The sequence below is a fragment of the Micromonospora olivasterospora genome (genome assembly GCF_007830265.1).
In the GTDB taxonomy this organism is placed as follows: Bacteria; Actinomycetota; Actinomycetes; order Mycobacteriales; family Micromonosporaceae; genus Micromonospora; species Micromonospora olivasterospora.
The window spans coordinates 421,159-444,279 of the sequence record NZ_VLKE01000001.1 but is presented as its reverse complement, the minus strand read 5'-3'; the positions used below and the strand labels follow the sequence as shown (position 1 = coordinate 444,279).

The window sequence follows — 23,121 nt, the reverse complement described above, 5'->3', positions numbered from 1 at the left end:
ACCGTCCGCCGCCGGACACCGAGCGTGCGGGCGGCGGCGGAGGGCGTCAGCCCGGCGTGGAGCCCGCCTGCCGCGCGGTGCAAACCTGACCGGACGTGGCGAACGTGTCGGTCGAGTAGACCGCGAGCACCGTGAAGCAGTAGTCCACCCGGGTGCTCAACGCGTTGACCGTGTAGCTCGTCTCGCCCGGGTCCACGTCGCCCATCACGCCCAGCCGCTGCCCCGCCCGACCGCCCGCCACCATGAACGGCACCGCCCCGCGGGACGGGTCTGTCCAGGTGAGAGTGATCGTGCTCCCCTCGTCGCGCAGCCGCAGGTCACCCGGCGGCGGGCCGGTCACCTTCGCCGCGGCCGACGCCGTGGCCGGCGCAGCCCCGGCCCCAGGCGGCGCCTCCGCCGAGCGGCCGAACACGCCGAACACCAACACCGCGACCACCGCGACGACGACCAGCACGACCGCGACCACCGCGACCACGAGCACCGTCCGGCCGCGCCGCGACGACGCGGGTCGCTCGTCCGCCGGGTACGCCGGCCACACCTGCGCCGACGACGGGTTCCCGTGCTCGGCCTGCCAGCCGCCCTGCTCGGGCCAGCCCTGCTCTGGCTGCCCCTGCGGCGTCTGTCCCTGCCCGGCCTGGGGCGCCTGATGGCCTTGGTGCGGGTACCCCAGGTCCGGCTCCTGTGCCGGGTGGCCCGCGTCCGGTTGGCCCGGCTGCGGGATGCGGGGCGGCTCCGGCATGTCGTCCGGGCCGGTCAGGACCGCCGGGGAGGCCGCCTCCGGGTCCGCCTCGGCCGGCGCGTTGTCCGCGGTGTACGCCCCGGCCGCCGGCTGGCCGGACGGGGCGGCCAGGGGCTGCGGCGGGCCGAGACTGCTCCACGGCGGCGCGGTCATCCCCCACGGCGGCACCGGCGCCCCGCTGACGGGTACGCCGCTGGCGGGCGCTCCGCTGACGGGCGCTCCCGCCAGCGGTGGGCTGCTGGTGGGCGGGCCACTGATCGGTGGTGCGTTGACCGGTGGTGCGTTGACCGCTGGAGCATTGGGCGGTGGGGCGCTGAACGGGCCGCGGGGCGGGGGTGGCACGGCCACAGGCGGCGTGGCACGCGGTGGTTCGCTCGCCTGTGCCTGTGCCTGTGCCTGTGCCTGTGCCTGTGCCTGTGCCTGTGCCTGTGCCTGTGCCTGTGCCTGTGCCTGTGCCCGTGCCCGTGCCCGTGCCCGTGCCCGTGCCTGTGCCGGCGGCGGTGGTGCTGGCGGTGGTGCGGGTGCTGGCGGTTGCGGGCTTGCGGGCGGTGTGCTCGCGGGCGGCCCGCTGACCGGGGTGCCCACGCTGGCCGGCGGTCCACTGACGGGCGGACCACCCACGGGCTGTCCGACAGCCGGTGCGGCCTGGCCGCCGCTGACCGGTGCCGTGCCAGCCCCGGCGGCGCGTCCGGCCCTCTCCCGCAGCAGAGGATCGATCTGCCGTACCTGAACCGTCGGCTTGTCCCAGCCGGCCGACCGGCCAGGAGCGGGCTCCGGCTGCGGACCCGCCCCGGTGGAAGCTGTCTGCGCCGGGGCCGCCTGCGGCGTAGCCGGCGGAGCCGGCACGGGCGGCGGGGGAGCGGCCGTCGTGGGCTGGGGCGCCCATGGCGAGATGGGCGCGGGGGCGTCGGCGCGGGCGGAGCCGCCGCAGGCCCGGGCTGGGGCTGCGGCTGAGGCGACGTGGCCGGACCGGTGTGCGGAGCCCCCACCGCCGGCGGCGCGTACGCCTGGTGCTGCGGCCCGTTCGCTGTGAGCGGGACGGGAGGAGGTGGAGGCGGCACCCGCGGTGCCGGCGGAACCGCCGAATGCGCGGGCGGGCTGCTCGGGGCGGTGGGCGGTGCGTCCTGCCGTGGGGCGGGAGCGGCCGGCTGCGCGGGCGGCACCGCCCGGGCCGGTGCCGGCGTCGGCGCGACCTGCGGTGGGGGCGCCGGGACGCGCGGCGGCGGGATGTGCTGCGCCGCTGGTGAGGGTGGCGGCGGCGGGATGTGCTGCGCCGCCGGTGAGGGTGGCGGCTCGGGCAGGCGCTGGGCGGGTACCGGGGCGGGCGGAGCAGGGATCTGCGGTGGTGGCGGCACCTGCCGGGGCGGCGCGGGAACGACGCTCTGTTGCGGCGGAGCCGGTACCCGAGGCTGTTGCGGCGGCACCGGGATCGGTGCCTGCTGCGGGGGCGCCGGGATCGGAGGCTGTTGCGGGGGCGCCGGGATCGGAGGCTGTTGCGGTGGCGCCGGGACCCGGGGCGGCGGGGGCAGGTGCGGCGCTGGAGGCGGTGGCGCGGTGGCCTGCGGCCCGGGCGTGGGGCGCTGCGGTGGAGCAGGCGTGGGCACTGCCGCCAAGGGCATCGTGGGGCTGGTCAGCGCGGACGGAGCAGGCTGCGGTGCGGGCCCGGTGGCAGCCGGCCCCGGCGCTCTCTCGCCCAGATAGTGCCGAGCCGCCAGCACCATCGGATGGTCGGCGCCGAACACGGCGGGCCCGGCGCTGACGATGCGGGCGAAGTGACGGCGGGCCTCGTGCCGGTTGCCCAGTTCCTCGGAGACCGACGCCAAATCGAAGGAAAGCGTCAACATCAGGGGATCGCCCGGGTGCCACCGGCGTTCGCCCGCCGCGAGAGCCTCCTCCAGCACCCGCCGCGCGGAGACCGGGTCGCCGGCCTCCCGGTGCAGCCGGGCCAGCAGGTGCGCGCCGCCCAGCACCTCCGGGTGGTCCTCGCCGTAGCTTGCCCGGAGTGGGCCGAGCGCATCGGTCAGGAGGCGGCACGCGCCGGCGAGGTCGCCGGTGGCTCGGATGGCGAGTGCCTGATGTTGGAGGGCGGCCAGGGGAGAGGGCTGTGACACATCAGCCATGCTGCCCAAAAAGGGTGCCCGGACGCCACCCGCGTCCCGATCTTGATCCGTCCGCCGCGTTCCTGTCTCGGCTTTCAGCCCGCTGAGCTGGGCGAATGGGGTGGATGCGGGCCGGCAGGAAGGGGATGTGCATGATCCACCCCGGCCGTGTACAGTAATGCCCCGTGCGGCCCACCAGGGCGGCCGAGGGGTGATGAGGTCACCCTCGGTCGACAGGGTAGGCTGGGCGAGTGAGTCCGGGTGGCGGAATGGCAGACGCGCTAGCTTGAGGTGCTAGTGCCCGTATAGGGCGTGGGGGTTCAAGTCCCCCCTCGGACACTCCCGCGTAGCAACCGTGCGACGTTTTGCGGACCGGTGGTTGAGCGGCTTCAACCACCATCGTTCACTCTCTGTAAGCCCATGGCGGCCCCGCTTGCGGGGTGGTGGGCGGAGTGAGTAACCAGGCTGTCTCCGCTGTCATCCCGGCTGTGGTTCTGCCAGGTCAGCTGAGCGCTGGCCGCAGGAAGTCATCGGCAGGCGCAATCAAGCGACCGCCCTTGCCGTTGGCGAGACTCGTCTCCCGTCGCGCTGTGAGCACCGTCTACGGCCTGGTCACCCTCGATTCCCGTGGGCGGGTCGCGGACCGGACCGCGATGAAGGCCCTCGGCTGGGCTCCTGGCCGGCGACTCGACATCCGGGAACATCGCGGACTGATCATCGTAGCCGCCGATCAGCAGGGCGTATTCGCCGTGACCAAGGAGGGGCACCTGCGGCTGCCGGCCGTGGTCCGGCACTGGTGTGGGCTCACCGCCGGCGACCGCGTGTTCCTGGCGGCCGAGCCGGACGCCTCCCGGCTCGTGGTGCACCCTCCGGCTGCGCTGGATGCGATGATCGCCCAGGCCCACGCGGCGGCCCTTGGAGGTGATCGCGCATGAGCGACACCCCGGCGGGGCGAGCGGAGTTGGATGCCGCCCGGTTGTTGCTGGCGCGGATGGGTATCTCGCCGGCTGATCTTGCCGAGGCGGCGTCGGAGCGTCCACCGGCGCCGACGTTCGCCGAGTATGTTCCGGTCGTGTCTGCGGCGGTGACCGCGGGTACGAGGCGGGCGTATGGCTCGTACTGGAATCGGGTCCTGGAGCACTGGGGGCAGCGGCGGCTGGATGAGCCGACACCGTCGGAGATCGAGCAGTTGGCGGAGTACGTCAAGACGCACGTGGTGGCCCGGCGCAACGCCCGTGGCGGGCGTAGTGCGGCGGAGCATCTGATCGCGGCGTTGCGGTGTCTGTACAAGCGGGCGGTCGCCGACGGGTTGATCGCGGCTGCGGACAATCCTGCGCTGAAGGTGGCCAAGCCGCGGCGGTTGCCGAGCACCCGGCGGGCAGTGGCGGACAGTCGGCTGGCGGAGATCAACGCCGTGGCGGCCAGCACCGGTGATGATCCGGCGTTGGACAGTCTGTTGCTGCGCCTGCATACCGAGACGGCGTGCCGGCGTGGCGGCGCGCTGGCGTTGCGGCCGGTCGACCTCGACCCGGACCAGTGCCTGATCCTGCTGCGGGAGAAGGGGGATACGGTGCGGTGGCAGCCGGTGTCACCGACCCTGATGAGACACCTGCAGCGGCATGCCGAGGAGCGGTACGCCACGGGAACGGGCCAGTTGCTGCGGTACCGGAACGGGCAGCCGATCACGTACCGACGCTATGACCACCTGTGGGTTCGCATCGGTGAGCACCTGCCGTGGGTGTACGTGCAGCAGATCAGCACGCACTGGCTGCGGCACACGACGCTGACGTGGGTGGAGCGGAACTTCGGCTACGCCGTGGCTCGCGCCTATGCCGGTCACTCGGACAGTGGCGGCGACGTAGGCACGACCACGACCTACGTGCGGGCGAGCCTCCAAGAGGTCGCGTCGGCGCTTGCAGCCCTCACCAGCGAACCCCATCCCCTGGCATAGCTACCGCAGAGCCAGGGTGGGCCCGGTCGACATGTCCAGGCCCACCCTGGCCGGTGGCGCGATTGTTTGGACGTCGCTGCCTCAGGGCCGAAGAGGGCGGCAGCATCGGAGGGCAGATACTCCTGGTGTGCACGGGTTATCGAGGCCGATCCGGGGGAAGGACGGATCAGGCAGCGGCACGGATCGGGACATTCCCGGCGGGTCCTTGAACAAGTGAACCGGGTCAGTCCTCCGGCGCCTTGGTGAGCACCCCGTTGAGGTAGAGCGACTCGCGGCAGGTGGTGGCCCGGGGGGCGTTGGCCGGGGCGCCCGGGCGACGGCAGACCACGGTCAGGGTCACCTTCGCGCGGGCGGGGACCCGGATGGGGGTGACCGAGTGGTAGTCCTGGTTGCGGAAGTTCTCCAGGGCGTAGGTGACCACCTGCACCTGATTGGCGGTGACCGTCAGCGTGCCCTCGTCGCCCTGCACGTTGTCGACCAGGAAGTCGGTCAGCAGGAACGTCCGCCCCTCGGGGACGGTGTAGCTCCGCTCCGCCGACCCGTTGGGGCTGGTGCGGAAGGTGACGGCGACGGAGAACTGCTCACCGCCGAGGCCCCCGGCGGGACCGCCGACCCCGCCCCCGTCGGTCGTACCGCCGCCGGGTGCGCCACCGCCCGGCGCGGTCGGCGACGCGGCCGGAGGAACCGGGTTCGGCGCTGTGGTCGGCACCACCTCGCCCTGCGCGACCTGCCGGGCGTTCTCCGCCTCTAGCGCCTCCCGGGCGGCGGTCTTTACCTGCGGGAGCAGCAGCCCGAACCAGATCGCGGCCAGCGCCAGGAGCAGGGCCAGCAGCGCCGCGATCAGCTTCAGCAGCCCCGCCGAGATCACCGGGCGCTGGATGAACGTGGCGTCCAGGGCGCGGGCCCGGCCGTCCGAGGGCCGCGCCTCGACGGTGAACGGGTACTCCTTCGGCTCGCCCCACCAGAGCAGCCGGCGGGCTCGGACCCGCAGCCGGGTCTCGGCGCGCGTGCCGTTGGGAACCTCGACCGGCTCGGCTGGCAGCGCGAACGTCACCTGGTCGGTGCCCTCGGTGGCGGCGAAGCTGACCGGTTCGGTCACGTTGCCGAGGTTGTCGGTGTCGATCCGGTACCGGGCCCCGCGCAGCCCGCCGCGCGACAGCGGCTGCACCTGCGCGGCCAGCGCGAAGAACGGCTCGACGGTGAGGACGCCCTCCTCCACCAGGGCCGAGTCCGGGTACTCGGAGGGGACGACCCGGAGCCCGAAGCGCCGGTCCCCGGCGTCCACCCGGGCGGACCGGGGCGGGCGGAACGTGACCACGACGGTGCCCGAACCGGCCGGGTAGAGGGTGAGGGACGCCGGCTCCACCGTCGCCCACTCGTCCGGGACGCCCAGGACCTCGATCTGGTACGCCTCGACCGTGTCGCCGGCGTTCCGCACGGTGACCGGGACATCGATCTCGCCGCCGGGGACGACGCTCACGGAGGTGCTGGCCAGATTCGCCGATACGCGCATCTGGCCGAGCGTAAGAGCGGTTTCCCGGGCTGTCAGGGGCCATCGGGGTATGCCGGCGGGCAGAGGTGGCTGTCCGCGGAGACGACGTTAAGTACACGCAAAGGCACGACACGCATACTTCCCCGGCCGTCGGCGCGCGGACCGACGGCCGGGGAGTGAGGAGGCGAGGATGCAGCGGGTACCAATCTACGTGCACACGACGGATCCGATCTCGTGGACAGGCGTGACGGGCCAGCTCACGGGCCGCCCGGAGGTCAGGGTCCTGGCCGAGGCGGAGGCCGCCGAGGCGGCGGTGACCCTGGTCGTCGTGGACAGCCTGACGCCGCAGAGGGTGCAGACCCTGCGGCGGCTGCGCCGGGAGCAGACCCGGCTGGTTCTGGTGCCGTCCACCATCGATGACGGCCAACTGTCGGCCGCCGTGGAGTGTGGGGTGGTGGGGGTGGTACGCCGGGGCGAGGCGTCCGGGACCCGCCTGGTCGAGGTGATCCTCTCGGCGGCCCGGGGCGAGGGGAGCGTCCCGGCCGACCTGCTCGGTCGGCTGCTGAACCAGATGCGCCAGCTCCAGCGGGAGGTGCTCAACCCTCGGGGGCTGACCCTGGGCGGGCTGAGCGCCCGCGAGGTCGACGTACTGCGGCTGGTCGCCGACGGGTTCGAGACGAGGGAGATCGCCACCAAGCTGTCCTACTCGGAGCGGACCGTGAAGAACGTCGTGCACGGCATGACCACCCGGCTGCACCTGCGCAACCGGGCCCACGCGGTGGCGTACGCGCTGAGAAACGACCTGATCTGAGCTGGCACCCGGCCCCGGCGGCCCGTCCGTCGGGACGAGGTCCGTTGCCCGTACCGACGCGGATCCTGCCCCGGTCCCTGGCCGGCAGTCCCTGTGCCGGACGCCGTCACCGCGTCGATGATGACCACCTGGGGCCGTGCGCGACGTGGCCGCCCGCCACCCTCCCGCCCCGCCGTCTCCCACCGCCGAGGTGCCGATTGCGTCTCTTCCGAAGGTCCCCCCTCGTCGCCGTCGTCACCGTGGTCTCCGCGTTGCTGGGCGCATGGGCGCTGGCCGTCTCGCCCGGCCGGGTATCGTACGCCGAGCCGGCCGACCCGCCGCCGGTCACCGACCTGCGGGTCGCCTTCCTGGGCACCGGGCACCGGAGCATCGGCCTGATCGAGGGCTCCGGGGCGACGGCGACCGCCGTGCCGCTGTTCGGCGGCGGGCCGGCGCACTTCGACGACGAGGCGTCCGCCGGTGGGGACGTGGTCGGCTGGGTCAGCCGGCGGGAGTCGGAGCTGGCCCAACTGTGGATGCGGCGCGGTGCGGGGAAGCCGGTCCGGCTGACCGACGACCCGGTGCAGGTGGCCGGTTCGCCCTCGGTGTCTCCGGACGGCGGCCGGATCGCCTTCGAGCTGACCCGGGAGGGTGTCGGTAGCTGGCGCGACATCTTCGTGATCGGCACCGACGGTACCGGCCTGCGCCAAATCACCGACGGCACCGGCGACAACCGGCGGCCCTCGTGGTCGCCGGACGGCTCCGCCCTGGCGTTCGAGGGCCGCGACGACGCGGGCGTGCCGCAGGTCCTGCGCGTGCCGGCCGACGGTGGGCCGGTCACCGCCCTGACCGCCCGGCCGGAGGGGGCCGGGGAGCCCGCCTGGGACCCGGACCCGACGCATGACCGGATCGCGTACACGGCCGGGCCGCAGCGCCCGGACGAGCGGCAGATCCACCTAATGAACAGCGCCGGGGGCGACGACCGGCCGCTGCTCAACGCGCTCTGGGAAAGCCGCCGGCCGAACTGGTCGCCGGACGGGACCACGCTGGCGTTCCTCAGCCGGACCACCGGCACCGACGGCGCCCGGGGCGCGGTCGACCTGGTCTACACCGAGGTGCCGCGCGACGACTTGTGCCCCTGCGAAGCGGTGCTCCGCCTCGCCGAGGACCGCCTCGTTGGCGACCCCGCCTGGTACGTCCCGCCGGGCGGCGGCCCGCCCCGCCTGCTGGTCAGCCGGACCACCGCGCCGGATCGGTACACGGTGACGTTGCAGGACATCCGCCCCGACGCCACCGACCCCCGGGACCTCGGACTGACCGTCCTGCGGGAGGATCCGGGCGCGGCGACCGACCCGGACCGGCTCTGGCGGCCCGTCGACGGCGACCCCTGGACCGCCCGCCCCGACTACTCCCCGGACGGCCGGCGGATCGTGGTGAACCGTTTCGAGACTGTGGCCGGCCACCGGGTCTCCCGCCTCTGGGTGGTCGACGCCGACGGCGGCAACCCCCGGCCGCTTCCCCTCGCCGGCCGCGCGGACTCGGACCTGGAGACCGACCCGGTCTGGTCCCCGGACGGCACCCGGGTCGCGTACGCCCTGGCCGGCCCAGGCGGGCCGAGCCGGGTGGTGGTGGCCGACGTGGACACCGGGGAGCGCCTGCTCACGGTGCCGCCGGGGGCCGGCGCGGACCGGTCTGACAGCCAGCCCGCGTGGTCGCCGGACGGGTCCGCGCTGGCGCTGATCCGGGGGCAGCCGGAGGGGGCGGCGGCGGACAGCCACGTGTGGACGGTCGACGCTTGGGACGGCACCGGGCAGCGGGACCTGACCGCTGCGGGCTGCCCGGGGTGCACCGGGGCGGACTACGGCCCGAGCTTCTCACCCGACGGCACCCGGATCGCCTTCGGGCGGGGCGCCGACGGGCTGGTTGTCACCGACACCGCCGGCGGCGACTGCCAGGTGCTGGCGCCGCAGACCCCGGCGACGGACTGCGCCGGCCTGCTGACCGCCCCGCCGGACGGCCCGCACCGGCCCCGGGATGTGGCCTGGTCGCCGGAGGGGCACCGGCTCGCCCTGAACTCCCGCCGGTACACCGACCCGGCCAGCCCCGAGTACGTCAAGACGTACGACTTCGACACCGGCGTGCTGGACGGGCTGACCTGGGAGCTGCCCGGCCGGCACCGGAAGCCGACCTGGCAGCGGTCGGTGGACCTGGCCACGACGGTCCTGGAGCCACCGGCGCCGGTGCGGGTCGGCGAGCGGACCACCCTGACCCTGACGGTCACCGACCGGGGGCCGACCCCGGCCACGAACGTCCGCCTCGACCTGCGGGTACCGGACGGCGTCGAGGTCACCGCCCTAGAGCCGGAGGCGGGTTCCTGCCAGGTCGACCCGCCCGGCTGCGACCTGGGCACCGTCGGGTTGGGCAACACCGTCCGGGTGCGCGTCGAGCTGACCGGGGTGACCGTCGGAACGTACCCGCTGGCCTGGTCGGTCGGGGGTTGGACGGCCGACGCCCGGCCCTCGGACAACGAAGCGTCCGTGCCGGTGACCGTCAACCCGGTTCCCGTGCCGACGACCACCCTGCCAGCGACCCCGACGCCGGCACCGACCAGCCCGGCCCCGACCGTCCTGGAGATCACGGTGACGGTCAACCCCACCCCCGGGTACGTGGGCGGTCTGGTCACGGTCACCTACACCGTCGGCAACACCGGCGGCCAGGGCGTGACCGGGGTCCAGATCACCCCCGTGCTGCCGGCCCGGGTGCCGGTCCGTATCCGCCCGGCGGGCTGCGCCGCGACCTACTGCCCGGTCCCCGACCTGGCCCCGGGCGCCCGCCGGACGCTGACCTTCGTGCTGGCCCCGACCGCGGCGACGGCGACGACGGTCCGTGGCGCGGTGGCCGGCGACGGCGGGCTGGCCGACACGGCCCAGGCGCCGTTCCGGGTGGTGCAGCCCCGGATCGTGGCCGTCCCGGACATCGGGCCGCCGGGCTTCGTCACCTCGATCCGGGGCACCGATTTCCCGCCCGGCGTGCCGGTGCGGCTGGCCTGGGACGTCGGCCTCACCGTGGCGGCGAACCCGGCCGTGCCGGCGGCCGACGGCACGTTCGCGGCCCAGCTCCTGGTGGTGCCGCGCGACGAGCTCGGCCCCCGGAAGGTCCTGGCCACCGGCCCGGGGTTCGGCACGGTCCGCACCGACTTCCGGGTGGTCATGCCTGCCCAACAGCCGCCCGGCCTGCTCGGTCGTGGCTGGTGAGGGGACGACGACGATGATCAACGAGGTGGACGAGGCGCTGCACGCGCTGCTGACCGAGGAGCTGCTCGCCGGCACCGACGTGCAGTTGTCCTTCGACGCGCCGACCCGGGAGTGGGAGGTCCGGCGCAACGCCCCGACGGTGAACCTGTTCCTCTACGACGTGCGGGAGGAGATGGCCCACCGCCGGGAGGGCCGGATCGAGGAGTGCGACGCGGACGGCGTGGTCGTCGCCGAGCACCGGCCGCCCCGGTACTTCGCCTTGTCGTACCTGGTGACCGCGTGGACCGCCCAGCCGCAGGACGAGCACCGGCTGCTCTCCGTGCTGCTGGCCGGGCTGGTCACCCACGACGTGCTGCCCCCGGGCCGGTTGGTCGGCGGCCTCGCCGACCTGGGGCTGACCGTGCCGATGAGCATCGCGGTGCCGCCGAGGCGGGACCGGGGGCTGGCCGACATCTGGTCCGCCCTCGGCGGCTCGCTGAAGCCGTCGCTGGACCTGGTGGTGACCACGCCGATCGCGGCGTCCACGGCCTTCGCGGCCCAGCCGGTCACCGACGGGCTCCGGCTGCGCGCCGGCGCCCGGGCCGACTCCGCCCCGGACGACCACCGGGCCGGCCCCGGACGGACCGCCCGCCCCCGCGCCCGCCGCCCGGGCGACCCAGCGGCGGAGCAGCCGCCCGCCGGGACGGAGACGCGGCGGCTGCGCCACCCGGACCCCGCCCCCGGGGAGACCTTCCCCCGATCGGGGTACGCCGGGCGCGGGGCACCGCCGCTGAGCGGAAGCGACGCCAGGGCACCGGCGGGCCGATCCGGGACGGCCGCCGGTGACCGCCGTACGCGAAGACGCCCGGACGGCCCCGGAACCGGAGCGGACCGAACCGCCGGGCACGACGTACCTGCGGGCCCGGCTGTTCCTGGTGGAGCAGCGGGTCCGGCGGGCCGTCGCCACCGCGCGCGCCGCGGACCCGGCCCCGGACGACCCGCTCCGTGGGCTGCACGTCTCCGACGAGGACGCCTGGCGGCTCGTGGACGACCCGGTGCCACCCGCCCCGGACGAGATCGCGGCCGACGCGGTGGCGACCGCCGACCGGTGGGCCGACCGGGCCCGGTCGGCGGGTGGCCGGGTGCCGCTGCGCGAGTTGGCCGAGGACTTCGCACTGACGCCGTTGGACGTCGAACTGCTGCTGATCGCGCTCCTGCCCGACCTCGACCAGCGGTACGAGCGGCTCTACGGGTACCTCAACGACGACGTGACCCGGCGGCGGGCGACGACCGGGCTGGCCCTGGGGCTGTGCGGGGTCTCCCCGGTCACCGGGGCGGCTCGGACCCACCTGGCCGGCGCCGGCCCACTGGTGGCCGGCGGCCTGCTCCTCGTCGAGGAGGACGACCGCCCCTTCCTGACCCGGAGCCTGCGGGTGCCGGACCGGGTCACCGGCCACCTCCTCGGGCAGGACGGCGGCGACGGGCGTGCCGACGGCCTGGTCCGCCGGGTGCCCCGGCCGGCGGACCGGCAGCCGGTTACCGACGGGCTGGCGGCGGCGCTGCGCGCCGGTGACCGGCTGGTCTACCTACGCGAGGAGCCCGGCGGGGCGGCCGACGAGCTGGCCGCCGCCGCCCTCCTCGCGGCCGGCCGGTCGGTCCTGGCCCTCGACCTGGACGCGCTGTGCGTCGACCCGACGCCGGAGGAGGCCCTCGCCGTCGTGGTGCGGGAGACCCGGCTGCGCCGGGCGGGCCTGGTCGTCGGCCCGGTCGACACCCTGGACCCGGCGGCCGGCCCGGCCCACGCTCGGCTGCTGCGCCGGCTCACCGCCCTGCCGGTGCCGGTGCTGCTCACCGGCCGGCTGCGCTGGGACCCGTACTGGGCCGACCGGTCCCCGCTGCTGGTGACCGCCGCCCCAGCCGGGGCGGCGGAGCGGATCCGGCTGTGGCGCGACGCCCTGGCGGGACGCTCGGTGAAGCTGGCGGCCGACGTCGACCCGGAGCGGGAGCTGTCCGCGTACGTGCTGGCGCCCGACCAGGTGCGGCGGGCGGCGGTCGCCGCGGCCCAGCAGGCGGTCCTCGACGGTTCCGACCGGGTCACCACCCGGCACGTCCGGGCGGGGGTGCGCTCGCAGAACGCGGCGGCGCTGGCGAAGCTGGCCCGGCGGGTGGAGCCCGCCGTCGGCTGGGACGACCTGGTCCTCCCGGCCCCGGCCCGGGACCAGCTCACCGAGCTGGCGTTGCGGATACGCCACCGGGACCAGGTGTTGAGTGGGTGGCGGCTGCGCCCCGGCGGGGGGCGTGGGCGCGGGGTGACCGCCCTGTTCGCCGGGGACTCCGGCACCGGCAAGACCATGTCCGCCGAGGTGGTCGCCGCCGACCTGGGCCTCGACCTGTACGTGGTGGACCTCTCCACGGTGGTCGACAAGTACGTCGGCCAGACCGAGAAGAACCTGGAACGGATTTTCACCGAGGCGGCCGGGGTCAACGGGGTGCTGCTGTTCGACGAGGCCGACGCCATCTTCGGCAAGCGCTCCGAGGCCAGCGACGCCCACGATCGGTACGCCAACCTGGAGAGCGCGTACCTGTTGCAGCGAATGGAGTCGTTCGACGGGGTGGCGGTGCTCACCACGAATCTGCGGGCCAACCTGGACGAGGCGTTCCTGCGCCGAATCGACGTCGTCGTGGACTTCCCGATCCCGGACGTGGCACAGCGGCGGGCATTGTGGGACCGCTGCCTCGGCGTCGAGCTGCCTCGCGCCGACGACGTCGACCTGGACCACTGCGCCCGCGCGTTCGAGTTGAGCGGGGGCGGTATCCGGTCCTGCGCGGTCAGCGCCGGCTACCTGGCCGCCGCAGCCGGGACACCGGTGACCATGGCGATGGTCATGACGGCTGCGCAGCGCGAGTACCGCAAGCTGGGCCGCCTGCTCCTGCCGGCGGCCACGCCGAACGGCGCCCGGCCCCGCCGAGCCTGACGTCCCCGCCTTGGCTGACGGCAGACGCCGGCCTGCTAGGCGAGCGTGACGTCCCAGGCGGTGTTTTCAGCGGGAGTCGCCGTGACCGGTGCGGACTCCACCGGGTTGTTGGGGGCGAAAGGGGAGGTGAAGTTGTGGGTTACCGCCGGGCTGGTCCAGGTGCCGCCCCTGGCGTCCCGGCGCTTGACCTTCCACCTAAAGCTGACCGAGTACCTGGCGAGCCAGGAGCCGGGAGTCATGGCCACCCGGCCCGACCATCCCGGGTGGTCGTTGAACTCGATGCTGTTGCTCCCCACGGAGATCGCCTCCGGGGCATCGTCGTACTCCGGTTGGTAGGGACCGTCCTGCACCCAGGCGCTGGGACGCTGCTCCCTCTTCTCGAAGTCCCCGTCGTCCTCCACGCGCTCGTAGTAGACGAAGCTGTCCTTGACCTGCTGCCTGAAGTCGTATAACGCAGTCACGCTACGGGGCAGGTTCTCCGGCGCGTGCAGGGTGGCGACCTGGTAGAAGCCGATGTCCTGCTTCTCGTCTAGTCGCTGCGTGGCCGGACCCTCGTACTCGGAGGTGAAGCTCAGCCGTAGGCTGTTGAGGTTCGCCTCCGGCAGGTCCGGCTGATTCTTCCTCCTGGTGCTGGAACGGGTGCTACGACCCCCGTCACCCGGGTACGGCTCGCTGCGACTGCTCGACGTCGCCGTGCCCCCCACATCCGCCTTCGGCGTCCGCTGCACCGGGGTCTGCGCCCCCGGCAGCGTCAGCGGGGGCAACTCGATGGTGTCCTGTGCCATCTGCGGTGCGGGGCCGGTGGTGAGGGCGCGAGCGGCGTTCGCCTCGGCGTCCCGCTCGAACCGGTCACCAGGGTCGCTGATCCGCAGCCCGGCCCCGTTGTCGGTGCCGGCCACCGGCCCCAACCGCTGCTGTATTACATGGGTCAACTCGTGTGCCAGGGTGTGCCGGTCCGTGCCCCCGTCACCGAGGACCACGTGATTGCCGGAGGTGTACGCCCGCGCCCCGATCCCGGCCGCCGACGCCCGGGCCGCCGAGTCGTCGTGGATCCGCACGTCGGAGAAGTCCGACCCCAGCCGGGCCTCCATGTCGCCCCGGGTCGCGTCGTCCAACGGCCGCCCGCGGGAGCCGAGCACCGAGGCGACCGACCGCTGCACCTGCTCGGCCGGCGGGTGTCCGCAGTCCGCGTGCTCGTGCCGGTCCTGCTCGACCATCCCCGCCGCCGCGCGGTTGCCCACCGTCCGTTGTAGGGCGATGACCTCCCGCGGGCTGCGCCCGGGACCGGCGCGCCCCGGTAGGACGGCGTCGGCCCTTCGGCCGGCGGCCGGGCCCGGCCGGGGCGCCTGGCGCTCCTGGGGACTCGATGTCAGGTCGGACCGGTGATGACGCACGTCCGGGCACCTCCTCGACCGCAGGTCGGTATCGACGGCCATTGTAGGCCCGGTTCAGACGGTCGGTCGAGGTCGTCCGGCCAGGAGCGCGGCCCCTGCCCCTGTGGTGCGCGAGTCTGCCCCTGCGCGGTCCGTAGGGACCTTCCCGCCGGCTGCCCGGCCGAGCAGGCTGGCCAGCGTCCGCCGACCTGGCAGAGGAGCTTGCATGCCGACGTACCTGTCCCCAGGCGTGTACGTGGAGGAGGTGCAGAGCGGTTCGCGTCCCATCGAGGGCGTCGGCACCGCAGTCGCTGCCTTCCTGGGATTCGCCGAGAAGGGGTCCTTCCACACGCCGACCCTGGTCACCAACTGGAGCCAGTACGTCCAGCTCTTCGGGGGAATGGTCGAGGGCGCCTATCTGGCGCACGCGGTGTACGGGTACTTCGCCAACGGCGGCGGCGTCTGCTACGTCGTCCGGATCGGCGATCCGTCGGCCGGCGGCAAGAGCGGTGGCCGGGGCGCGCAGAAGTCGCTGCCGGCCGGTGAGTCGTCGGCGCTCGGCACGTTCCGGGTGGCCACCCTGCCGGCCGCCGGTGGCGAGGTCACCGTGGAGGTCGCCGACGTCGAGGGCGAGGGGGCCAGCGAGGACCGGTTCCGGCTGATCGTCCACTCCGACGGCAAGCCGGTCGAGGAGTACGACGGTTCCTTCCGGCGCAGCAAGACCTCCGTGGTCAACCAGGTCCGCGAGCGGTCCAAGCTGATCACCATGGAGGAAGCCACCCCGTCCAACTCCCTGGCCCGGCCGGCCAACCAGACGGTCACCCTGGCCCCGCCCGCAGCACCCGCCGACGCCCTGCCGGCGACCCTGTCGGCCGATGAGTTCGTCGGGGACGTCGACTCCCGCACCGGCCTGGCCGGGCTGGAGGCCATCGACGAGATCACCATGGTCGCCGCGCCGGACCTGATAGGGGCGTACCAGCAGGGGGTCGTCGACCTGGAGGCGGTCAAGGCCGCCCAGCTCGCCCTGATCTCGCACTGCGAGCAGATGGGTGACCGGATGGTCCTGCTCGACCCGCCGCCGGAGCTGACCGCCCAGCAGGTGCGCGGCTGGCGGCAGGACGGGGCCGGGTACGATTCCCGGTACGCGGCCCTCTACTACCCCTGGGTGAAGGTCTTCGACCCGAGCACCGGACGGGCGGTGTTCGTGCCGCCCAGCGGCCACCTGGCCGGCCTCTGGTCCCGCAACGACACCGAGCGGGGGGTGCACAAGGCGCCCGCCAACGAGGTGGTCCGGGGCGTCGTCGACCTGCAGAACAACGTCACCAAGGGTGAGCAGGACCTGCTGAACCCGATCGGAGTCAACTGCATCCGGGCCTTTCCTGGCCGCGGCGTCCGGGTCTGGGGCGCGCGGACCCTCTCCTCGGACCCGGCCTGGCGCTACATCAATGTCCGGCGGCTGTTCAACTACGTCGAGGAGTCCATTCTGCTCGGCACGCAGTGGGTCGTGTTCGAGCCGAACGACCAGCGCCTGTGGGGCACCATCCGGCGCAACGTCGCCGCCTTCCTCACCGAGGAGTGGCGGCGGGGCGCCCTGTTCGGGGCGACTGCGGCCGAGGCCTTCTACGTCAAGTGCGACCACGAGACCAACCCCCCGGAGGTGATCGACCGGGGTCAGGTGGTATGCGAGATCGGCATCTGCCCGGTCAAGCCCGCCGAGTTCGTCGTCTTCCGCCTGGCGCAGTTCTCCGACAGCACCAGCCTGGTTAGCGACTGACCGGGCCGGGCCCCGCGTACGACGACCGCACCGACCATGACGAAAGGCGGCCACGATGGCCAGTGGTGACACCCTCATCGTGCACAGCTTCCAGGTGGAGCTGGGCGGCATCCAGGTGGAGCTGGTGCAGGAGGTCAGCGGCCTGACCGTCGAGCTGGACTCGATCGAGGTCAAGTCGGTGACCCCCACCGGCGAGCTGATCATCCGCAAGATTCCCGGGGCCCGGAAGGCCGGCGAGGTGACCATCACCCGGGGGCTCGACCAGAGCAGCGCCTTCACCGACTGGATCAAGGAGACGTTCCTCAAGGGCGCGGTAGAGGCGGCCCGGCAGAACATCAGCATCATCCTCAACAACGCCGACAAGTCCGAGACCCGGCGCTTCGACCTGACCAACGCGTGGGTGAGCAGGTGGGAGGGGCCGGGGCTCAAGGCTGGCGACCCGACGGCGGCGACCGAGAAGGTCACCGTGGTGTACGAAGAGATCAGCGCGCAATGAGACGCCGTGGCGTCTCGGCCGGGGGCCTCGACACCCTCGTCGACCCGGTCGACGGGCCGCAGGAGCCCGCCGCGCCGGTGGTCGCGCCACCCGCGCCCGTCCGGCTCCAGACGGAGTTCACCTTCCAGCTACCGCGGGGGTACGTCGACGAGGACGGCACCGTGCACCGGCACGGCAGCATGCGGCTCGCCACCGCCCGGGACGAGCTGGCACCACTTGTCGACCTGCGGGTCAAGCAGAACCCGGCGTACCTGTCGATCGTCCTGCTCAGCCTGGTGGTCACCCGGCTGGGCACGATCACCCAGGTACGCGCGGAGGTCGTCGAGCGGCTCTTCGCCTCCGACCTGGCCTTCCTCCAGGACCTGTACCGGCGGATCAACGCCGAGGGGCACACCCTCGCCGAGGTCACCTGTCCCTCCTGCGAGTCGGTGTTCGAGGTGGACCTGGCGGGTGGTCGCCCGGGGGAATCGTGACGTACGGGGCCGACCGGCTCCAGGAGGAGGTCTCGTACGTCGCTTACCACTTCCACTGGCCGCGCGCCGAGATCCTCGATCTCACCCACGCCGAGCGGGCCCGGTACGTGGGTGAGATCGCCCGCATCAACACCAGGATGAACGAAGGTCAGTGAGGCACGATGGGGCTACGCGACAGGATGCGGCGGCTGGCCGCCGAAAGCCGTGCCCGGCCGGCCGGCCCCACCGCCGTCCGCCCGTCGCCCGGCCCTGAACCGACGCCGGCCGCCACCGCGCCGGCATCGACGGCCTCGGGTCCGACGCCCGACGCCGGGCCGGCGGGGCCCGCCGATCCCGCCTGGTGGAGCCTGCCGCCAATCCAACGGGCCCTGACCCCCGCGCCGGTGCTGGTCACCGACCTGCTCCGGTTCGCTGACCGGCTGGGCACCTTCCATGACCCCACCCTGCGTACGCCGCTCGACCACCTGGTCAGCGACCAGGCGCCCCTCGGGGTGGCCCGTGACCTGGCCCGCCCACGTCCGGTCCGACCGGAGGCCGACCGGCGGCCGACCCCACATCTGCCGGCCGTCCAGCGCCGCGTCCCCGACCGCCCCGCCACCTGTCCGGCGGCGAAAACCGGGTTCCCGCCCGCAGAGTCGGCGGGAACCGACCGTCCGGCCGCCGCCGGAACCGCCCCGGTCCACCGCTCCGCGCCCGGACAACCGCTGCCTGCCCTCGCCGGGCCGACCCCGACCCGGCCAGCCGACGTCGGGCCGACCCGGTGGGGGAGACCGCCGGGGGTCGCCGCCCCTGCGGCCGGGCCAGGCCGCTGGTGACCGCGCCCCCACCCGGCCCGACCCGCCGACTGACCGGCACCCCACGCGCGGACGCCCCCTCGGCCCCACCGCTGACCATGGTCCAGCGGGCCTTCCGGACCCCGTCCACCCAGCCCACCGGCGGAGCCACCGCGCCTTTCCCGACGGGCACCTCGGACACGGCTGTCGTCCCGCCCTCCACCGGACCCGTCACCCCGACCGGCGGCCGGGCCCGCACCGTCCGGGCCGCCCCACCCGCCGATCCGCCGAGGCCGCGCCGCGCACCGGCGACGCCCAGGCCCCGGTCCGCCGGGTGGCACCCCGCCGCCCGGGGAGTCCGGTGGGCCGGCTCCGCGCAGACCGGTTCGTCCCCGACACCCCACCGACCGGTCCGTGCCGGCCTGGGACCGCCGCTGCCGGCCGACGCGCCGCCGCCCGCGGTACGCCCGGGGCCACCAGTTCGCCCCGGCGCGACAAGCTCGCGGGCGGACGACCCCCTGGTCGGTGCACTGCCAGCCGCCACATCGCCGCTCCCCCGGGCCGGCCGGTCCCCGGACCCAACTCCGGCCGCCGATCAAGGGGCCCGGCAACCGTCACCCGCGCCGCCGGTCGTCGCCCGCGCCCCGGCCGGCCGTCGGGGGAACGGACGTCGCCGGTCGCCCCGGTTGGGGGCCCGCACCGCGCCGCGTCCGTTCCGCCACGCGTGCCGGTCCGCACCTCGACGGCCCGGCCGTCGATGGGTGGACGGAGCACCGCCGGGGAGCCGACCGGGCCGGTGGTCCAACGGCTCTGGTGGCGGACCCCCGATATGTCCGGCACCGCGCCCGGTCCCGGGACGACGATCTCTCCCCGCCGGGCCGACGCGCCCCCGACGCCCCATTTTTCGGGTGACACCACCGCCTCCGGTGGCACCGGCCCGGGGCCACCTGCCCGCTTTGGCGCCGGGTCCGCCCCGGCCGGAGACACGGCTGTCGCCGGGGCGGGCCCGGCCACCCGGGACGGTTCCGGCTCCGCTGTCACCCCCGGGACGTCGGTCGCCCGTGAGCCCGTGCCCACGCTGGTCCAGCGGCGGGTCCCGCTGCTGGCCGAGCGCCAGCTCACCCTGCTCACCGACGTGCCACCCGCCCCGACCGATCCGGCTCCGGCAGCCGACGCCCGGCCCACGGTGCCGGTGAACTGGCGGACCCGTGGCGACGGAGCCCTGGAGGCGCCCCCCGGTGGACGGCCTGCCACCGCAGGGACGTACCCCGGCCGCCCGGCGACCGTCCAACAGGCTACCGGGATCGCTGCACCGGACGGACGCAGGCACGCACCAGCCGGCGCGGGGAGGTCCCACGCGCCCGCCACCGACCAGCCCCACGGCGGCCCGTCCCACAGCAACCGGGACGGACCTGCCGGGGCGCGTCCGGGTAGCGGTCCGAGCCCGTTCATCCCCGGGGTCACCGGTCCAGCCCGGAGTGCCCCGCAGGCCGGGGCGCCCCGGCCCGTGGCCGCTCATGGCGCACCGTTGCGGGAGGCCACCGGGGACGTACCGATGCCGGTGCTGCGGACGGCGGCGCCGGTCACGGCCAGCGGGCCTGGGGCCACCACCGGGCCGACGCCGGCACAGCCGGCCGCGCCGGTCCGGCGGGCGACGACCCGGCCGGTGGCCCAGACCACCGCCGCCTGGCCGGCGACCACCGGGCCGACGCGGAGCGCCGCCGGGCCGACCGCCGGGACCGTTCAGCGGCGCAGCACTGTCGAGTCGGCCGGTCCGGACCGGGAGCCGGACGTGGGGGCCGTGCTGCGGGGCCTCGACCGGCGGCACCTGGACGCCCTGGCCCACCGGCTGGTCGAGCCGATCAGCCGGCTGGTCCGGGCCGACCTGCGAGCCAGCCGGGAGCGGTCCGGCCGGTGGCGGGACGGCTCACGGTGAGCCCGCCCAGCGGCCGGGCGACCGCACAGGCAGCACAGCCAGCGCACGGGCCGCACGGGTCGGACCGTACGAACCAGCAGGAGAGGGGAGACGGGAATGGCCGGTGGCGACCCCGGGACGAGCGTCCACTTCCGGCTCCAGGTCGACGGCATCGACCTGGGCGACTGGAACAGCTGTGACGGCCTCGGCTGCGAAGTGGAGCTGGAGCAGTACCAGGAGGGCGGCAACAACGAGTTCGTCTGGCAGCTCCCCTCGCGGTTGCGGTACACGAACGTCACCCTGACCCGCCCGCTGACCCGGGACACCGCCAAGGTCTCCAGCTACCTCGCCCAACTGCCCAGCGGGGTGCGCCGAGGGACCGCGCAGATCGCGGCGCTCCGGCCCGACCTGGCGCTGCTGGTGCAGTGGGGGCTGGCCGACGTGGTCCTGGTGCGGTGGTCGGGGCCGTCCTTCGACCCGAACCGCTCCGAAGTGGCCAGCGAGAGCATCGAGCTGGCGTACCACGGTTTCCTGGAGGTCGGCTGATGCGGTCGCGGGCCGGCAAGGTGGCGGCGCACCTCCAGCGGTACCAGCCGCCCACGTCCGGCGGGAGCCAGCCCGGCGGGACCCTCGGCGGGCCGATCGCCTTCATGTTCAACCCGCAGCAGCTCGCCCTGACCAAGTCGGCGAACTGGATCCCGCACGTGGTACGCGGCGCGGCGGACGTCGGCGTCGCCGAGTTCAGCGGGTCCGGGCCCCGGACGCTGAGCCTGGAGATCTTTCTCGACACGACGGACACCCACTCCCGCAGCGTCCAGGAACGGGTCGACGCTCTACTCACCTGCTGCGTGCCGACGAAGGCGAGCATCGCGGCGAAGGCGCCGTCTCCGCCGTGGGTGAAGTTCGCCTGGGGGCAGTTCCAGACCGTCTCCTTCTACTCGTACGTCAGCCAGATCAACGCCACGTACAGCCTGTTCGACCCGGACGGCACCCCGCTGCGGGCCACCTGCTCGCTGATGCTCAACGAGGTCAGCGGCGCCACCCGCGGGCAGAACCCGACGTCGGGCAGCCGCACCGCTCGCCGGGTGCACCGGCTGGTGGCCGGGGACTCCCTGGAGCTGCTGGCCCACCGCGAGTACGGGGACCCAACCGCGTGGCGGGTCATCGCGGAGGCCAACGACATCGACGACCCGGTCCGGCTGCGGACAGGCAGCCAACTGCTGCTGCCAGCCCCCGACGAACTGCGCACCCAGGAGGGGCCCCATGTCCAGCGGTGACCACACCAACAACCTGGTCGTCGGCCTGCCCGGGCCGCTGCTCCGGGCCTGGGCCGACCGGCTGGTCTCGGCGGTCGTGGAGGACAGCACCAACCTCGCCGCGACGGCCACCCTGCGCTTCCGGGACCAGCAGAGCCGGTTCCTGGGCGAAAACGGGGTCACCATCGGCACCGACCTGACCGTCCGGGTCCGCACCGGCCACGACGCCGCCCCGCTGCCGCTGTTCAGCGGCGAGGTGGTGACCCTGGAGTCGGAGTACGACGGCGTCGGCACCTTCACAACCGTCCGGGCCCTGGACCTGTCCCACCGGCTGATGCGGGGTCAGCGGGTCCGCAGCTTCGTCAACCGCAAGGCCTCCGACATCGCCCGGGAGGTAGCAGCCGCCGCCGGGATCCCGGTCGGCCGGATCGACCCCACCCCGACCGTGTACGAGACGGTCACCCAGCCGAACGTCAACGACTGGGAGTTCCTCAAGATGCTGGCGGTCGACAACGACGCCGAAGTGGTGGTCGTCGACGGCAGGTTCGAGTTCCGGCGGTCGGTGCGGGCCGCCGCCGCCCCGGGCGCCGGGGTCACCGCCGAGCAGAGCCCGTTCGTCGTCGAGATGAACGAGAACCTTCTGTCGGTGCGCTCCACCGTGACCTCGGTCGGCCAGGTGGCCGGGGTCACCGTGCGAGGGTGGGACATCCGGGCCAAGCGGCCGGTCCGTACCGAGGTCACCACCGACGCCAGCGACGAGGTGCAGATCGGCACCACCCCGGGAAAGGTGTCTCGGCCCTTCGGCACGGCCCGGCTCTGCGTGGCGGACGTGCCGTACCGGACGGCGGCCGAGACCCGGGCGGTCGCAGGCGCGGTGGCTGCCGACGTGACGGCGGCGTTCGCGGAGCTGGAGGTCGGCATCCGGGCAATCCCCGCCTGCGGGCCGGGGTGCCGCTGTCGTTGCAGCGGGTGGGCAGTCCGTTCGAGGGGAAGTACACGACCACCGCCAGCCGGCACGTCTTCGGCGCTGCCCAGTTCTACGAGACGTGGCTGACAGTCAGCGGCCGGCAGGACCGGTCGACGTGGGGCCTGGCCACGGCCGCCGCCGCGCCGGCCCGGGCGATGCGGGTGCCGGGGCTCGCCGTCGGGATCGTCACCAACACCAAGGCCGACGTGGACCGCCGCCATCCCGAGCGGGTGGGCCAGGGCTGGGTGCGGCTGCGGTTCCCCTGGCTGACCGACGCCCCGGACTACGAGACCGACTGGGTGCGGACGGTGCAGCTCGGCGGGGTCGGCGGGGGTGGGGTGTTCTGTCCGGAGGTCAACGACGAGGTGCTGGTCGGCTTCGAGCAGGGCCTGTTGGACCGCCCGTACGTCATCGGTGGGCTCTACAACGGGGTGGACAAGCCATCCCCGCACGACGGCGCGCTGGTGGACGCCTCGTCCGGGCGGGTGAACCGGCGCTCGTTCGCGTCCCGCAGCGGGGACCGGATCGAGTTCCTGGAGTCCCAGCTCCCCGCCGGGCCCCGGGGGATCCGGCTGTGCACGTCCCGGGACCGACTCACCGTGCACCTCGACGAGCGGCGTACGGCGGTGATCATCCACAGCGACGGCAGCGTCGAAATCGAGGCCCGGCAGCAGGTCATGGTGAAGGGGCGCGGGATCACCCTCGACGCCGGAACCGGTGAGCTGACCCTCAGGGGCCGGTCGGTGACCGTCGACGGCGGCACCCAGGTCGACATCCAGGCACCACTCGTCAAGCTCAACTGACCGGAGGAACAC

The 23,121-nt window shown here is 74.3% G+C and carries 17 protein-coding genes, 1 tRNA gene and 2 pseudogenes; 16 read left to right on the top strand and 4 right to left on the bottom strand.

All coding sequences use genetic code 11. The features are described from left to right. Nucleotides 1-46: 46 nt before the first annotated feature. Both JD77_RS01725 and JD77_RS33240 read right to left on the bottom strand, forming a co-directional pair. Nucleotides 47-892, bottom strand: a complete 846-nt coding sequence (locus JD77_RS01725; RefSeq protein ID WP_145772732.1) for a fibronectin type III domain-containing protein — start codon at nucleotides 890-892, stop codon at nucleotides 47-49. Then, nucleotides 889-2,859: a tetratricopeptide repeat protein gene (locus JD77_RS33240; protein ID WP_246141187.1), complete on the bottom strand. Its 1,971-nt coding sequence runs from the start codon at nucleotides 2,857-2,859 to the stop codon at nucleotides 889-891. Before JD77_RS33240 ends, JD77_RS01725 begins: the two co-directional genes overlap by 4 nt. 234 nt (nucleotides 2,860-3,093) lie before the next feature. Between JD77_RS33240 and JD77_RS01705 the strand changes: the two genes are divergently transcribed. The 3 genes from JD77_RS01705 to JD77_RS01695 all read left to right on the top strand — a co-directional run bounded on the left by JD77_RS01705 (nucleotide 3,094) and on the right by JD77_RS01695 (nucleotide 4,789). Then, nucleotides 3,094-3,177 (top strand) — tRNA-Leu (locus JD77_RS01705). A gap of 251 nt (nucleotides 3,178-3,428) precedes the next feature. Then, nucleotides 3,429-3,773, top strand: a complete 345-nt coding sequence (locus JD77_RS01700; RefSeq protein ID WP_246140494.1) for an AbrB/MazE/SpoVT family DNA-binding domain-containing protein — start codon at nucleotides 3,429-3,431, stop codon at nucleotides 3,771-3,773. Next, a complete protein-coding gene (locus tag JD77_RS01695; RefSeq protein WP_145772731.1) occupies nucleotides 3,770-4,789 on the top strand; it encodes a tyrosine-type recombinase/integrase in 1,020 nt (339 codons plus the stop codon). The genes JD77_RS01700 and JD77_RS01695 overlap by 4 nt, the downstream gene beginning before the upstream one ends. A gap of 223 nt (nucleotides 4,790-5,012) precedes the next feature. Here JD77_RS01695 and JD77_RS01690 read toward each other — a convergent pair whose 3' ends face one another. Next, complete coding sequence (locus JD77_RS01690; RefSeq protein ID WP_145772730.1) at nucleotides 5,013-6,302, bottom strand: COG1470 family protein; 1,290 nt, start codon at nucleotides 6,300-6,302, stop codon at nucleotides 5,013-5,015. A gap of 169 nt (nucleotides 6,303-6,471) precedes the next feature. Between JD77_RS01690 and JD77_RS01685 the strand changes: the two genes are divergently transcribed. The 4 genes and pseudogenes from JD77_RS01685 to JD77_RS01670 all read left to right on the top strand — a co-directional run bounded on the left by JD77_RS01685 (nucleotide 6,472) and on the right by JD77_RS01670 (nucleotide 13,279). Beyond that, nucleotides 6,472-7,092 carry a helix-turn-helix transcriptional regulator gene (locus JD77_RS01685; protein WP_145772729.1) on the top strand — a complete coding sequence of 207 codons (621 nt, stop codon included), beginning with the start codon at nucleotides 6,472-6,474 and terminating at the stop codon, nucleotides 7,090-7,092. Nucleotides 7,093-7,289: 197 nt separating this feature from the next. After that, nucleotides 7,290-10,325 (top strand): NEW3 domain-containing protein, encoded by a 3,036-nt coding sequence (locus tag JD77_RS01680; RefSeq protein ID WP_145772728.1) that lies wholly within the window; start codon nucleotides 7,290-7,292, stop codon nucleotides 10,323-10,325. Between the two features lie 13 nt (nucleotides 10,326-10,338). Next, nucleotides 10,339-10,812: pseudogene (locus JD77_RS35365) on the top strand (Pvc16 family protein); the annotation flags it as partial. Between the two features lie 334 nt (nucleotides 10,813-11,146). Continuing rightward, entirely contained in the window at nucleotides 11,147-13,279 is a 2,133-nt protein-coding gene (locus JD77_RS01670; protein ID WP_145772727.1) for an ATP-binding protein, read from the top strand. 35 nt (nucleotides 13,280-13,314) lie between these two features. On the opposite strand, the gene JD77_RS01665 is transcribed toward JD77_RS01670, so the two are convergent. Beyond that, entirely contained in the window at nucleotides 13,315-14,520 is a 1,206-nt protein-coding gene (locus tag JD77_RS01665) for an eCIS core domain-containing protein (RefSeq protein WP_211372465.1), read from the bottom strand. 358 nt (nucleotides 14,521-14,878) lie between these two features. Here JD77_RS01665 and JD77_RS01660 point away from each other — a divergent pair, with 358 nt between their 5' ends. From JD77_RS01660 to JD77_RS35360, 9 genes and pseudogenes are all read left to right on the top strand, one after another. Beyond that, a complete protein-coding gene (locus tag JD77_RS01660) occupies nucleotides 14,879-16,426 on the top strand; it encodes a phage tail sheath family protein (protein ID WP_145772725.1) in 1,548 nt (515 codons plus the stop codon). A 55-nt stretch (nucleotides 16,427-16,481) separates the two neighbouring features. Further along, nucleotides 16,482-16,922 (top strand): phage tail protein, encoded by a 441-nt coding sequence (locus JD77_RS01655; RefSeq protein WP_091462645.1) that lies wholly within the window; start codon nucleotides 16,482-16,484, stop codon nucleotides 16,920-16,922. After that, on the top strand, nucleotides 16,919-17,395 hold the full coding sequence (locus JD77_RS01650) for a hypothetical protein (protein ID WP_145772724.1): 477 nt from the start codon (nucleotides 16,919-16,921) through the stop codon (nucleotides 17,393-17,395). The genes JD77_RS01655 and JD77_RS01650 overlap by 4 nt, the downstream gene beginning before the upstream one ends. Further along, nucleotides 17,392-17,550, top strand: a complete 159-nt coding sequence (locus JD77_RS31800) for a DUF6760 family protein (protein WP_170286356.1) — start codon at nucleotides 17,392-17,394, stop codon at nucleotides 17,548-17,550. The genes JD77_RS01650 and JD77_RS31800 overlap by 4 nt, the downstream gene beginning before the upstream one ends. A gap of 228 nt (nucleotides 17,551-17,778) precedes the next feature. Then, the gene (locus JD77_RS01645; RefSeq protein ID WP_145772723.1) at nucleotides 17,779-18,210 is read left to right on the top strand and encodes a hypothetical protein; all 432 of its coding nucleotides are present in this window, start codon (nucleotides 17,779-17,781) and stop codon (nucleotides 18,208-18,210) included. A 1,486-nt stretch (nucleotides 18,211-19,696) separates the two neighbouring features. Then, nucleotides 19,697-20,104 (top strand): hypothetical protein, encoded by a 408-nt coding sequence (locus tag JD77_RS31795; protein ID WP_170286355.1) that lies wholly within the window; start codon nucleotides 19,697-19,699, stop codon nucleotides 20,102-20,104. Between the two features lie 96 nt (nucleotides 20,105-20,200). Continuing rightward, nucleotides 20,201-20,629: a phage tail protein gene (locus JD77_RS01635; RefSeq protein WP_145772721.1), complete on the top strand. Its 429-nt coding sequence runs from the start codon at nucleotides 20,201-20,203 to the stop codon at nucleotides 20,627-20,629. Next, nucleotides 20,629-21,360, top strand: coding sequence for a CIS tube protein (locus JD77_RS01630; protein ID WP_145772720.1), 732 nt, complete (start codon nucleotides 20,629-20,631; stop codon nucleotides 21,358-21,360). Before JD77_RS01635 ends, JD77_RS01630 begins: the two co-directional genes overlap by 1 nt. Continuing rightward, nucleotides 21,347-23,109 (top strand): annotated as a pseudogene (locus tag JD77_RS35360) (VgrG-related protein). The gene JD77_RS01630 and the pseudogene JD77_RS35360 overlap by 14 nt, the downstream one beginning before the upstream one ends. Nucleotides 23,110-23,121: the final 12 nt, after the last annotated feature.

What these genes read in the sequence shown, in the direction of transcription:
- JD77_RS33240 (WP_246141187.1), bottom strand. Translation starts at nt 2,859, where the DNA reads ATGGCTGATGTGTCACAGCCCTCTCCCCTGGCCGCCCTCCAACATCAG.
- JD77_RS01630 (WP_145772720.1), top strand. Translation starts at nt 20,629, where the DNA reads ATGCGGTCGCGGGCCGGCAAGGTGGCGGCGCACCTCCAGCGGTACCAG.
- JD77_RS01695 (WP_145772731.1), top strand. Translation starts at nt 3,770, where the DNA reads ATGAGCGACACCCCGGCGGGGCGAGCGGAGTTGGATGCCGCCCGGTTG.
- JD77_RS01660 (WP_145772725.1), top strand. Translation starts at nt 14,879, where the DNA reads ATGCCGACGTACCTGTCCCCAGGCGTGTACGTGGAGGAGGTGCAGAGC.
- JD77_RS01690 (WP_145772730.1), bottom strand. Translation starts at nt 6,302, where the DNA reads ATGCGCGTATCGGCGAATCTGGCCAGCACCTCCGTGAGCGTCGTCCCC.
- JD77_RS01725 (WP_145772732.1), bottom strand. Translation starts at nt 892, where the DNA reads ATGACCGCGCCGCCGTGGAGCAGTCTCGGCCCGCCGCAGCCCCTGGCC.
- JD77_RS01655 (WP_091462645.1), top strand. Translation starts at nt 16,482, where the DNA reads ATGGCCAGTGGTGACACCCTCATCGTGCACAGCTTCCAGGTGGAGCTG.
- JD77_RS01635 (WP_145772721.1), top strand. Translation starts at nt 20,201, where the DNA reads ATGGCCGGTGGCGACCCCGGGACGAGCGTCCACTTCCGGCTCCAGGTC.
- JD77_RS01685 (WP_145772729.1), top strand. Translation starts at nt 6,472, where the DNA reads ATGCAGCGGGTACCAATCTACGTGCACACGACGGATCCGATCTCGTGG.
- JD77_RS01650 (WP_145772724.1), top strand. Translation starts at nt 16,919, where the DNA reads ATGAGACGCCGTGGCGTCTCGGCCGGGGGCCTCGACACCCTCGTCGAC.